Here is a 12,345-nt window from a genome sequence, read left to right as displayed (position 1 = left end):
GGCGGGCAGGGTTGGCCGGGATGATCGGCATGGTGGGGTGCGGGGGCGGCGTTCCGTGGCCGGACATGCCGAATGCGGACGCGCGGCCCGCCCCCGAAACGGGCTCGCGCGTCCGCCGGCGGAACCCGGCCAATTCCTGAGACGGCCGGGCTCGTGGCTCGGACCCTCTCAGCGCCGGTTGCGCCGCAGCTGCAGTCTCTCCTGCTCGGAGAGGCCGCCCCAGACGCCGAAGCGCTCGTCGTTCGCCAGCGCGTACTCCAGGCACGCCTGTCGGCCCTCGCAGCTCCCGCAGAGCAGTTTGGCCTCCCGCGTCGAGCTGCCGGGGGCGGGGAAGAAGAACTCGGGCCCGGCCTGGGCGCACAACGCGGTCTCCTGCCAGGCGAGTTCCGGCCCGGCGTTGATGGTGTTGATCGACATACGTACAGCCTGGCGGGGCGGGATCAACGTCCGGTCAATGATCGTTGAACGTCGGATTCGGTCGACGTCAAGCGATCACTCGGTGCGGCTCTGTGTTTGGCCGATTACTGCTGGTCGAACCGCCTCATGCCGCATGCGGCGCCTCGCTCTCGATGAGCTGGCGGCGTCCAGGCCCTTCTTGCGCCCGGGGGTCGTTCCGGAACGCTTACGGCCTGCCGCCTCCCACCGCTTCCAGCCGGGTTCCGGGGCGCTTCCGGCCGCATTGGCCGTTGCCCGGAGCGACCAGATGGGGCGGCCGTAGTGTGGAGCCCTTAGTCGATCACGACCCGGGCAGGGGAGCGGACATGACCGAGGCCACCACGGTGCGCACACCGACCGGCGCGCAGGCGGTGCAGCGCGCCCTGGAGGTGCTGCACGCCTTCCACGACAACGGCCCGGACCTGAGCGCGTCCGATCTCTCCCGACGGCTCGGCTTACCCGTCTCCACCGCGCACCGACTGGCCCGTACGCTCGTGGCCGCGGGTTTCCTGGAGCAGGACGCACGCACCTCGCGCTACCGTCTCGGCCCCGCGATGACGGAACTCGGCCGCCTCGCCTACCACCAGCGCGGCCTGCATCTGGCCGCGCCGGAACTGGCCGACCTGGCCGCGCGGACCGGCACCGCCGCGGACCTCGCCCTGCGCAGCGGCCCGTACGCGGTGATCGTCGCGGGCGGCCCGGTCACCCCGATGTCCGCCCTGCGCCACCCTCTGCGTACGACGGCGCCCGGCAAGGTGCTCCTGGCCTGGCCACGCCCGGACGAACAGGCGCCGCTCGACGAGGAGTTCACGTCCATACGCACCCACGGTTACGCACGCGACGCACCCCCCGGCATCCGCACACTGGCCGTCCCGATCCTGGACCGAACCGGCCACGCCCGCTTCGCCCTCACCCTGCGATCCGCCCCCACCCTCCTCACCGACGAACGCCTCCCCTGGTTCCTCACCCACACCCGAGCCTGCGCCCAGGCCCTGGAAATCCTCCTGCTACCGCCGACGGAACGCCGCCTGCCGACGCCGTAGCCCCCGCCCTCCCACGCTCCCGAGGATCCCCAGGTCATCGACCTGGGGATCCTCCACTTCTCTACTGCCTCGAACAGTCGCCGTAGCCGGCGGCGAGTCGTGCTCCCTCTTCGATGTCGTCGTAGCGCACGCGGACATCCTGGATGCCGAGGCCACGCATCAGGTCGTGGAGTGCCACGACGTAGATCCGTCCTCTCCTGCACAGCCGGCAGGGGAAGTCACCGCGCCTTGCCTGTTTGTACGCCGTGCCCAGACTCACGTTCAGCGCCTTTGCTGCGACCCTCATCCCGACTTCCGCAGGAAGACCGAAAACGGCGGAGAAGGGTACGGACTCGTCCCGATGCCGTTTCATACGTCCTCTCCGATCTCGAACAGGCTCCGCTGGTGGTGTCCGGTGCCGCACCGGTCCCCGCTCCGCTTCTGGGTCAGGCCGGCCCTCCTCAGCCGACGCACCTCTCGGACGTGCTGCAGCAGTCCGAGGCGCTGAGCCAACGCTCCGATCCGCTCTCCGTGTGCCCGTTGGGCGAGCGCCATCGACATCGGCCCGACTCGCACCACCTGGCCGTCGATGAAGAGCGGGGCAGCCATGTGGGGAACTGGCACACAGATCCCGTTCTCGATCTCCGCCTGTGGCACTTCGTTCGGCGCCCGACGGCCTGTTTTGCGGCCGGCCGCATAAGCCGCGTCGACCAGATGGGCCTCGATCTGGTCGGGGTTCGCCGCTCGCACCGTCGCCATGCCCTGGATCGCGCCGGCCAGTACCTCCGAGCAGACGTCATCGGACTCGGCGCCGGTTCGGCCGACGACGGTCCGCACCACTCCCTTCAAGCGTGGGGTGAGGAGCCACAGGGCGATGAGGGTCCACGGTCCTTCCAGGCCTTGTTCCGCCTCGTGGTGCAGGTGCTCGGCGATGGCCTGCCACTGCTCAGCCCGCTTGGCACTTCGCCGTTCCTCGTACCTCATCGTGGCCCACAACGCGCTGAGCGGTAGGCAGGACTCGGCCGATGCCTCGGCGCAACTCCCAGTGTGGAGGCAGAGGCGCTCGGCTGGAGCGCACGTCTCCACCCAGTGCGCCAGGCACGCGAAGACATTGGTGTACGGCAGGAGGGACATCACGGTTCCCTCTCCTCGGCGTCGGCCGGCGCCGAACCGTGCGAGTCCCCGGGTGCGGGACCGGATCCGTTGGGAGACGGCGGCTGCGTCGACCACCACGCCCCTTGCGGGCTGTCGGCGTTCGGCCAGAGTTCCGAGGGCTGCGGAGTGCGGGGCTCTTCGGGTTCGGGTCGAATGCCGCCCCCCGTCGGCCCTCTCTCGGCGTCGCCCTTGAAGGCATCGTCATCCTCGTCGACGAGGGTGCCTCGCAGGTGTTCGGCCGCCTGCGGTCGTCCGGAAGCCTCCATCATGCGGGCGAGCCGATGGACGAACGAGGCTCGTTCCTCCGATCCGCGGGCGATGCCCATCGTCTCCAACAGGGCGGAGACTGGCTCATACCGAACCTGCGGCTGACTGTCCGGCGGCGGGGCGTTCTGGTCCTGGTGGGCTGCGGCCGCATCAGCGTCCCGCGCGTGATCGATGCCGTTCGGCCATGCGACGCCGGCCGGCGAGGCCTGACCACCGATGAGATGACGGTAGGAATCCGGGATCTTCTCGTCGTTCGCGGCAGCCGACAGACAGGACAGTGGACCTATCAGATCCGTCGCACGATCGATCTCGTCCTCGTGGCGGGACAGCCACCACACGACGGCGCTGCCCGGCGATCGCAGCACGTCCTCACCGAAGTACTCCCGGCGGCTGCGCTCGTACTCCCGCTGCTGCTCCCAGGAACCGACGTTCCTCCTGTGCTCCTCCACCTCTTCCAGGTGGCGCCGGTCCCCCTGGCGCAAGTGGAGGCGTACATCGGTGGCGTAGGCCGTCACGGTGCCCGACTCGTCCTGAACGGGCTGTCCGAGCGGTCCCTCCAGCCAGTGGCGCAGGAAGTCGGCTCGACTGGGGTGCTCGGCCGCCGTGTACTGCTCGACGCGCCGCAGGACGGAAGTCACCGCCAGGGCCCCCGGGTTGCCGTGCGATGTGGTGAGCAGGTCCGTACGGGTCCGCCATCGGACCGTGGCGGTGAAGAGGAACGGATACTCGTCCAAGCCGCTGATGACCGGCACATCGATGACCGGTATCGCCAGGTACGGCGGCTCGATGGGGAACTCCGGCGTGTCCGGGGCCTCTTCCCGACCAGCGGTGGCTCTCCCCCGGCCGTTCCGGGCGTACATATCGAGTAGCAGCGAGCCGGCCACGACCGCCACGAGGGGGAACCATATCCAGTTGGGCCAGCCGAGCAGCGCCGTGACGGCGAGCATTCCGGCGATGAAGCCGAGGGGCAGCAGACGTGGTACGCGGCGGGACGTCATATCCCTTCTCCTCTCTCTTGTGCACCGGCCGCGGAGTGCGTGGAGCCCATCCCGAGCAGCACGTCGATCTCGCGGCAGAACAGTTCACCGACGCGCTGCCGTGCTGCGGGCGGTATGGGCGCCGTGCCGGGGGCATCCGACAGCGCGGGCACGGTCCATTCGCAGACGGCTATGTAGAGACGGTTCAGTGCGCCGTAGTCCCCTGCGGCGGCGACGATCAGCGAGCCGACGACGCGGTGGTCGAGGGGCCCGCGCGCCAGGGTGTCCAACCAGCGGTGCAGCACCGGTGTCCACTCCATTGCCGGTCTCGCCATCAGCAGCGCCCGCCACCCCAGCGCGAACTCCTTGTACGGAGGCACGATGCGCAGAGAGACCGGGTCTAGCAGGCCGAGTAGCAGCTCGTCGGCGCCTTCCGCCAAAGGAAGGCCGGCGATCCGGTCGGCCAGCCGCCGGAACACGCGTCGGTTGGTGTGCGCGAGGTCCAGCAGCGCCGTACGGGCCGCCACACGTTCCGCCCCCGTCTGGCGGAGAGCGAGGTGCCGAAGACGGACCGCGGCCTGCTCGGGGTGAGTCGCCGCGATCACCTGTCGGCACACATCCGTCAGAACCGACGCCAGGCCCGGAGAGATCCGGCCTGTCGCCCAGTCGTAGGCACGTGACCGGAAATACGAGCCGAACCGCTCGTGGCTGAGGCCCAGTTCGAGCGCTGCCGCCGCCTCGGCCCGGAAGCGTCCGCCTTGTTGCCGGGTCCAGGCCTCGACGAGGGTGCACACATGGTCCGGGCATCCAGTCGCCATGGCCTGCTCCGCGAATCTCGCGATCAGGTCCATACGGCTCTTGGCCCTGAGTTCGGGCATTTCGTTGCACCGGGCCACCCAGTCCCGGAAGGCAGGCCTCAGGTCTGGAAAGTTGGTCCAGAAATGCCTTCTCACGGCGCTGTCGTAAGCGAGCCGCCGAAACACGATCCGTCCGTCGTCACCGCGCTCGATGCCGAGTTGCGTGAGCTGTTCACCGAGGTCGGCCCGAGCGAGTCCGACCGGGTCGTCGCTCTCGTGCCCCAGTACGTCGAGCAACAGCTGCGCGCCTCTCAGGGCCGCCTCCGCCGGGGCGTCGCTGACCATCGCCGCCGCCACCAGCAGTGCACGCTCGTGCGCCCCGCGGTGTTCCCGAAGTTGACGCGCCACCTCTTCGGACCAGTTGGTTGCGGCGGCCACGGCTTCGGCACGCCACGTCCGAAAGCTTGTGCCGTACCGCTTGGTATCGCGCGCCTCGGCGACCAGCTCGGCCAGCCGCGCAAGCTCCCGCATGGGGGCACTGACGAACAGATGGTGCAGTTCCTCGGTGTCCAGGTCGTCGGCGCCGAAGGGCACCTCACGGGCGCGCAGGTGCCGGATGAAGACAGCACGACCACGAGGGCGTCCCAACGTCACGACGAGCGACGACAGATCTTCGTGGAGCATCCAACCCAGACCGGCCGGGAGGACGACCGCCATGCGGGCATCGCCCTGCTCGACGACGGACCGGTACTGGATCAGGGCGCGCTCCGCCGAGGGATAGTCGCCGTCGGTGACGCTCGACAGGTCCAGCAGATAGCGGTCGTCGGTCGAGACCTCGAAGGAGCCCTCCTCCCGGGTCGGCGGGAGTTCCTCGACGGGCCTGGCGGCGGTGGGCACATCCTCCAGCAGCATGGTCGCGGCGGCCCGCCTCCCGAGGCCTGGAGGACCGTCGAGCAGAACCACCGAGCCACGCGGTTCGAGCCGTTCGGCGGCCCGCCCGTAGTGCTGGGGCGGCACGAAGCAGCCGATGAGCCGACGGCGCTGCTCGCGGACGAGCGTCAGACGGGTGGTGCCCGCTCTGAAGAGGTGCTCGTTGGCACCCACCATCCAGGTGACGAAGTTGAACTGGTCGCCGCTGCCGGTGTGAACGCCCGCCCGTGGGGCGGAGACTGTCGTACGGTGACCTGTCACCGCTCACCGTCCGAGGGGCGCGGGCCTCCCCGCTCCTGGTTCACGGTGCCGTGGTTGTCCCCGACGTACCCGATCTGCATTCCGTCGCCGGAGATCCGCGGCGAGAGATGCTGCTCGCCTGCTTGGTAGAGGTGGCCGCTGCCCGTGTGGACGGGGCCCTGCGGTTCGCTCACGAACGTGCCCGTGAAGTCGCCGTTCACGTTTCCGATGCCACCGCGCTGGCTGCGGTTGACCACCTTCTGCGGCGCGGCTTTGCGGGATGCGTCCTTCCCCGTCTGGCCGCCCTCGCGGGAGGACTGCTCGTGTTGCCCGTCGGACGCTGCCGCGCCACCCAGTTCGGGAACGATGCGCCCGAGATCCTCGGCCAGGCGCGACAGATCGGACTCCGCGTTTCGATGGTTGAGCCTGCGGTACTGGCAGTCGACCAACTCCCCCAGCTCTGCGGGCAGTTCCTCGCGCCTGAGCCTCTCGGCCTTGCCCACGAGTACGGGGATGACGACAGCACCGGTGTCGAACGCCTCAAGGATCTCCCGGCGGATCCAGTCCTCCGGATCCGCGAGAGCGGGGCCTCCGGCAGCGGAGCGGGCCGCGAGCCAGCGGGGACCTATGACTGCGAGCAGTACGCTGCACCGCCGTACGGCGGTGAGGATCTCCTGCGGGAACTTGCTTCCCGGACTGATCGACTTGCTGGCGCGGAAGACCTTCTCGTCGCCGAACCTCCGGGACAGCTCTCTTTCCACGAGAGTGGCGGTGAACTCCTCGTCTCCACTACGGTAGTTCACGAAGATCACAGGCATGGTGCAGTCTCCTCTGGAGATGGGCAGCACGAGCCGCCGAAGGATGACGTGGGTGTGCAGCCCGAGGCAGCACGCCGTTCATGTGTAAACGGGCACGGCGGAGCGGACGGCCGTACGCGACACGCGTAAGGGGATAGCGCGGTCAGTGGTCGGCCATGGCGTGCGCCAGGCCTGGGCGCAGCTCACGAACTGCGGGGTGGGAACGGAATCGCCGCAGTTCACGGTCGAGTTGGCCTACGTCTGTCCGGATCGTCGCCGACGGCGCGAGGTCGGTGAACATCAGCAGCTCCCGCGCCACTTCGCAGGCGTGCTCGATCTCGCCCGAGGCGGAGTGCGCCAAGGCCCGGCGAAGGCCGTAGCGGACGCGGGTGCGCACCGCGTGAGGGGGGATGCGCAGGCACTCGCGGTCCAGGATCTCGGCGGCCTCCCGGTGCCGGCCCAGGTCGTGCAGGCACCAGCCGGTCACCATCGAGACGAGGTCGGGGACCTGGGTGGGGCCCAGGACAGGACCGTTGTCCCTGGCGTCGTCCTTGGCCAGGAGGGTGCGCGCACGGTCCAGTTCGTTCAGGCAGGCGCTCTCGTCACCGGCCAGCGCGTGCCCCTGCGCGGCTCGTTGGGTCGCCAGCCCGCGGATCCGGGGCGGCACACCGTCGCGCTGAGCCTGCTCGACCAACTCGACCGTCTCTTGGGCATCGTTGTTGTACAGGGCAATGAGGGCACGACGGACCAGGGCGTAGTCCGCCAGATCCGTGTCGCCACCGGCCCGGGCCAGTTCCACCGCCTGTGCTGTCCAGTCCAGGGCCTCGGCGACACGCCCCGCCTCCTGAGCCATCCACCCGGCGTATTCGGCGAAGCGAGCAGCGATGACCAGCAATTCGGACCGGACGCTGCTTGAGGATTGGGTGGCCATGCGGGTGATGGTGGAGACCTGTGCACCGAGCGGCGCCAGAAGCGCGGTGGGTGCGCTGGCCTGGCCCAACATCCGCATCTGCTGCAGCTGATCGTGGAACAGGGCGGCCGTCGGCAGTGCCGGGTAGCCCGTCCAAGGTCCCCCGCCCCGGCCTCCCATGGCGGCGGCCACCAGGGAACCGGCGCCCGTGGCGAGCACTTCCCTCCGCCCCTGGGCTCGGCGGGCATCAGTGGGCTTCGGTGCATCCAGCATGTGCGCGAGACGCCCACCCGTCTTGAACAAGGCGTCACAACGACGTGCCAGTGCCTGAGTCGGTTTCTTGTTTCCTCGCTCCACCTTGCAGAGGTGACCTTTGCTATAGCTCACCTCCTTGGAAACTTCCTCCAGCGTCATGTTCGCGGCTTCTCGCAGCCGACGCAGCTCTGCGCCGAAGCCTAAAGGAACCTTCATCGGCACCTCCTTAAGCAAGTCACACATGACCATTGCGTCCCCTGACGAATCAGGAGCCGAGAGAAAGTGTGGCACGCAATACTCGCTCCACGTAGGGCCGATCAGAAGTTTCCTGTTTCCTCTTCTTTTCACCAGCACAGGACACTCACTTAGCAAAGTGACGTCCTACCGACCTTCGGTGGCGGCCGGAGCTCGCGGTCCGGTCCTCGTCTGCGCCACCACACAGACGCTCTGACTCCTACCGACCCCCATACCCGTCCGGCCGCCGGAGGCGGGGATGTGGTGAAGTGAGGGCCATGACCGACATCGAGACGATCACGGTGCCCGGCCATCTGCGGGGGTATCCCGGGGTGGCGTTCGGCGGATTCGTAGCGGGGGTGCTCGCCGGGCGGGCGGCGGCCAAGACCGTACGGGTGGACTTCCGGCGGCCGACCCCGGTGGAGGTGCCGGTGGGGCTCGCGGAGACCGCCGACGGTGGCGCCGTGCTGACCGGCGCGGACGGGGTGCTCGCGGTGGCCACGCCCGACGAGTTGGACCTCGAAGTCCCCGAACCGCCCTCCTGGGGCGAGGCGTTGGCGGCGGCCGAGGCGTACCGCGCGGCTCCGCCGGAGGGCGCCGTGGACTGCTTCGGGTGCGGACTCGACCGCACCCCCGACACCGGGCTGCGCCAGCACTGCGGGGCCGTGCCGGGGCGGGATCTGGTGGCCACCGCGTGGACCCCCGGACCCGCGCTCGCCGACCCCGAGGGGATGCTGCGGCCGGAGCTCGTGTGGGGCGCACTCGACTGCCCCGGAAACGCGGCGGGCCGACTTCGGGGAGGGATGCGGGCGGGCGCGGTAACAGCCTCGCTCACGGCCCGCCTGCTCCAGCCGGTGCCGGTTTCCTCGCCCCTGGTGTCGTACGCCTGGGTCCTCGCGGAAGGAGGCCGCAAGCACCGGATGGGGGTCGCCCTGGCCACGGCCGAGGGTGACCTCTGCGCGGTCGCCTCGGCGCTGTGGGTGGACCCCCGATAGCGCTCTTGGTACCGGCTAGCCCCCGCCCTCCCCCACTCCCTTCTTGGCCCGACTGGGCTGCACCCTCTTGGGCTCCCCCGGCATCTTCGGATAGTCCGGTGGGTACGGCATGTCGCCCAGTTCGTGTTCGTCGCGGGCGGCCAGTTCCAGCAGTGGCTCCAGGCTGTACGCGTGGGTGTCCATGTCCGCGTGGATGTCGCCCAGTTCGGCGTAGCGCGCGGGCATCGTGCGGAGGTCGAAGTCCTTGGGGTGGACGTCGTTCAGCTCGTCCCAGCGCAGGGGGGCCGAGACCGGGGCGTGCGGTTTGGGGCGGATCGAGTACGCGGAGGCGATCGTGCGGTCCCGGGCCGTCTGGTTGTAGTCGACGAAGATACGTTCGCCTCGCTCCTCCTTCCACCAGGCCGTCGTCACACGGCCCTCCATCCGCCGTTCCAGCTCGCGGCCGATCGCGATGGCGCAGCGGCGTACCTCGGTGAAGGTCCAGCGGGGTTCGATCGGTACGAAGACGTGGATGCCCCGGCCGCCGGACGTCTTGGGCCAGCCTCGGATTCCGAACTCGTCCAGCAATGCTCGGAGTTCAAAAGCCACCGGCACCGCGTCGTCGAAGTCCGTGCCGGGCTGGGGGTCCAGGTCGATGCGGAGTTCGTCGGGGTGGTCGGCGGCCTCGCGGCGTACCGGCCAGGGGTGGAAGGTCAGACAGCCCAGATTCGCGGCCCACAGGACGGCGGCGGGCTCGGTCGGGCAGATCTCGTCGGCGTGACGGCCACTGGGGAAGGAGATCCGCGCGGTCGGGATCCACTCGGGGAGGTTCTTGGGCGCCCGCTTCTGGAAGAAGGACTCGCCGTCGACCCCGTCGGGGTAGCGCTCCAGCGTCGTCGGGCGGTCGCGCAGGGCGCGGGTGATCCCGTCGGCGACGGACACGTAGTACTGGGCCACGTCCAGCTTCGTGTAGCCGCCCCCGCCGCCCTCCGGGAAGTACACCTTGTTCGGGTTCGACAGCCGTACCGTCCGCCCCGCCACCTCCAGCTCGACCGCCTCACCCTTGCTCGTGCCCATGCACGCCACGGTAGGCCGCCCCCACATCCCTCGCATATCGTAAATGGCGGATATCCATCTTATTCAGGGACAATCCGGTGCATGGATCTGCCCGTCATGCCGCCCATGAAGCCCATGCTCGCCAAATCCGTCGCGAAGATTCCGCCCGGTATGCAGTACGAGGCGAAGTGGGACGGGTTCCGGGCGATCGTGCACCGCGACGGGGCCGAGATCGTCATCGGCAGTCGCAACGGCAAGCCGCTGACCCGCTACTTTCCCGAGCTCGCCGAGGCGCTGACCGCGCGCCTGCCGCAGCGCTGCGTCGTCGACGGCGAGATCGTCATCGTCCACGACGGCCGTCTCGACTTCGACCGGCTCAGCGAGCGCATCCACCCGGCCGCCTCCCGTGTGAAACTGCTCGCCGAGCAGACCCCGGCCAGCTTCGTCGCCTTCGATCTGCTGGCCCTGGGCGACGAGTCGCTGCTCGACACCCCGCTGGCCGAGCGCCGGGCCGCGCTGGTCGAGGCGCTGCGCGGCGTCACCGCCCCCGTCCACCTCGCGCCCGCCACCACGGACGCCGCCCAGGCGCAGGAGTGGTTCGAGCGGTACGAGGGTGCCGGGCTCGACGGGGTCGTGGCCAAGCCGCTCGACCTGCTGTACCACCCCGACGCCCGGCTGATGTTCAAGATCAAGCATGAGCGTACGGCCGACGTGGTGGTCGCAGGCTACCGCTTCCACAAGAGCGGACCGGTCGTCGGCTCCCTGCTCCTCGGGCTGTACGACGACTCGGGCGCGCTCCAGCACATCGGCGTCTGTGCCGCCTTCCCCATGAAGCGGCGGGCCGAGCTCGTGGAGGAGCTGGCTCCGCTCCTGATGGACGACCCGGTGGCCGACGGTCACCCCTGGGCCGCCTGGCTGGACGAGGCCGCCCACGCCGGCGCCCGGCTGCCGGGCGCGCAGAGCCGCTGGACCGGCAAGAAGGATCTGTCCTGGGTGGCGGTGCGGCCGTCCCGGGTCTGCGAGGTGGCGTACGACCACATGGAGGGCGACCGCTTCCGGCACACGGCCCAGTTCCGCCGCTGGCGCCCGGACCGGGACCCCGCGAGCTGTACGTACGCCCAGCTGGAGGAGCCGGTCCGCTACGACCTGGCCGAGGTGCTGTCGGGCGGGTAATCCTCAGCCGACAAACGCCCCCGGCCGCCCCGCCCCCGTCAGTCGCGGCGCGCGATGACCCGGTACGCGTTGGAGAACCGCGTACGCCTCAGCAGCGGGTTCAGCAGCTGGTCGATGCCGTACACCGCCAGCAGGAACGGCAGCGCGGAGTACACCAGCGCCGACCGCACCACCCGGCTGACCCGGCCGGGGCGCTTCGCACGCCAGGGCACATCGTCCGGCGGCAGCAGGCGGCTGAACAGGAACCATGTCGCGCACACCAGGTCCGCCGGGATGTGGGCGTCGCGCCGCTCGGCCACCACGACGGTGAAGCCGAGGTTGCGCAGCCGGGTGCAGAGGTTCTGCATCGGGATGAGGTTGAGGTGCTGGGGCTGGAACCAGGGCAGCCAGAGCCGGCCGAGCAGCCGCCCGCAGAGCGACTGGGGGTCGGGGACCTCGATCAGCAGATGGCCGCCGGGCGCCAACGCCGTGTGCGCGGCGGTGAGTTCGCGGTGCGGGTCGAGGGTGTGCTCCAGGTAGTGGAACATGCTGACCACGTCGTACCGGCCCGTCATCGTGTCGGCCAGATCGACGAACAGACCACGGTACGCCTGCTCGACGCGGCCCTCCTTGGCCGCGTGCTCGACGCCCTCGCCCATGTCGAGGCCGTCGAACGACGTGTCCGGCAGCACCTCCTTGGCGGCCGCGCAGAAGTGGCCGAGCGAGGTGCCGACGTCCAGCCAGCGGGCGGGCAGGGCGACACGGCGCAAGGCGTGCGCGCTGCGGCGGAACCGCTTCTTGCTGCCGTTGCCCTCGAACATCTTGGCCGTGGTCTCGGCGCCCAGGCCGTCGTAGAAGTCCCGGTAGTAGAAGTCCAGGCCCTCCTGGCTCAGGCGCGGGTTCTGGAAGATGTGGCCGCAGCCGAGGCATTCGTCGAGCACGAACTCCCCCGGCTTGTCCTGGATCAGGTCACGGGTGCGGAACTTGCGCCGCAGGTCGGGACCCAGGCACCAGGGGCAGTTCGTGCGCGCCGGCAGGAAGAACCGGGCCGTGCCCCGGGCCAGCTCCTCGCGGTACGCCGGGCGGAGATCGGCGATCTGTTCGCTGCGTGGCATGTCCGGTTCCTCTCTGTCGATCCATCGGG

At 69.7% G+C, this 12,345-nt stretch carries 12 protein-coding genes; 3 read left to right on the top strand and 9 right to left on the bottom strand.

Features of this window, described 5'->3' with window-relative positions:
* Positions 1–168 precede the first annotated feature (168 nt).
* On the bottom strand, positions 169–417 hold the full coding sequence (locus BG418_RS37730) for a WhiB family transcriptional regulator (protein ID WP_188278593.1): 249 nt from the start codon (positions 415–417) through the stop codon (positions 169–171).
* Between the two features lie 344 nt (positions 418–761).
* Between BG418_RS37730 and BG418_RS37725 the strand changes: the two genes are divergently transcribed.
* On the top strand, positions 762–1,478 hold the full coding sequence (locus BG418_RS37725) for an IclR family transcriptional regulator (RefSeq protein WP_188278592.1): 717 nt from the start codon (positions 762–764) through the stop codon (positions 1,476–1,478).
* A 61-nt stretch (positions 1,479–1,539) separates the two neighbouring features.
* Here the strand turns inward: BG418_RS37725 and BG418_RS37720 are convergent, their stop codons facing one another.
* The 6 genes from BG418_RS37720 to BG418_RS37695 all read right to left on the bottom strand — a co-directional run bounded on the left by BG418_RS37720 (position 1,540) and on the right by BG418_RS37695 (position 8,001).
* A complete protein-coding gene (locus BG418_RS37720; RefSeq protein ID WP_188278591.1) occupies positions 1,540–1,830 on the bottom strand; it encodes a hypothetical protein in 291 nt (96 codons plus the stop codon).
* Entirely contained in the window at positions 1,827–2,591 is a 765-nt protein-coding gene (locus BG418_RS37715) for a hypothetical protein (protein ID WP_188278590.1), read from the bottom strand. The genes BG418_RS37720 and BG418_RS37715 overlap by 4 nt, the downstream gene beginning before the upstream one ends.
* Positions 2,591–3,877 carry a hypothetical protein gene (locus BG418_RS37710; RefSeq protein ID WP_188278589.1) on the bottom strand — a complete coding sequence of 429 codons (1,287 nt, stop codon included), beginning with the start codon at positions 3,875–3,877 and terminating at the stop codon, positions 2,591–2,593. The genes BG418_RS37715 and BG418_RS37710 overlap by 1 nt, the downstream gene beginning before the upstream one ends.
* Positions 3,874–5,844 (bottom strand): hypothetical protein, encoded by a 1,971-nt coding sequence (locus BG418_RS37705; RefSeq protein ID WP_188278588.1) that lies wholly within the window; start codon positions 5,842–5,844, stop codon positions 3,874–3,876. The genes BG418_RS37710 and BG418_RS37705 overlap by 4 nt, the downstream gene beginning before the upstream one ends.
* On the bottom strand, positions 5,841–6,641 hold the full coding sequence (locus BG418_RS37700) for a toll/interleukin-1 receptor domain-containing protein (RefSeq protein WP_188278587.1): 801 nt from the start codon (positions 6,639–6,641) through the stop codon (positions 5,841–5,843). The genes BG418_RS37705 and BG418_RS37700 overlap by 4 nt, the downstream gene beginning before the upstream one ends.
* Before the next feature lie 142 nt (positions 6,642–6,783).
* Entirely contained in the window at positions 6,784–8,001 is a 1,218-nt protein-coding gene (locus tag BG418_RS37695; protein ID WP_188278586.1) for a helix-turn-helix transcriptional regulator, read from the bottom strand.
* A gap of 296 nt (positions 8,002–8,297) precedes the next feature.
* Here BG418_RS37695 and BG418_RS37690 point away from each other — a divergent pair, with 296 nt between their 5' ends.
* Positions 8,298–9,014 (top strand): PaaI family thioesterase, encoded by a 717-nt coding sequence (locus BG418_RS37690; RefSeq protein WP_188278585.1) that lies wholly within the window; start codon positions 8,298–8,300, stop codon positions 9,012–9,014.
* Between the two features lie 15 nt (positions 9,015–9,029).
* On the opposite strand, the gene ligD is transcribed toward BG418_RS37690, so the two are convergent.
* Positions 9,030–10,070, bottom strand: coding sequence for a non-homologous end-joining DNA ligase (ligD, locus tag BG418_RS37685; RefSeq protein ID WP_188278584.1), 1,041 nt, complete (start codon positions 10,068–10,070; stop codon positions 9,030–9,032).
* A gap of 81 nt (positions 10,071–10,151) precedes the next feature.
* Here ligD and BG418_RS37680 point away from each other — a divergent pair, with 81 nt between their 5' ends.
* Positions 10,152–11,222, top strand: coding sequence for an ATP-dependent DNA ligase (locus BG418_RS37680; RefSeq protein WP_188278583.1), 1,071 nt, complete (start codon positions 10,152–10,154; stop codon positions 11,220–11,222).
* A 38-nt stretch (positions 11,223–11,260) separates the two neighbouring features.
* Here the strand turns inward: BG418_RS37680 and BG418_RS37675 are convergent, their stop codons facing one another.
* The gene (locus BG418_RS37675; RefSeq protein WP_188278582.1) at positions 11,261–12,316 is read right to left on the bottom strand and encodes a class I SAM-dependent methyltransferase; all 1,056 of its coding nucleotides are present in this window, start codon (positions 12,314–12,316) and stop codon (positions 11,261–11,263) included.
* Positions 12,317–12,345: the final 29 nt, after the last annotated feature.

The organism is Streptomyces sp. CBMA152, from assembly GCF_014596475.1.
GTDB lineage: Bacteria > Actinomycetota > Actinomycetes > Streptomycetales > Streptomycetaceae > Streptomyces.
The sequence above is the reverse complement of the archived record's forward strand: the minus strand, read 5'-3'. Positions and strand labels throughout refer to the sequence as shown.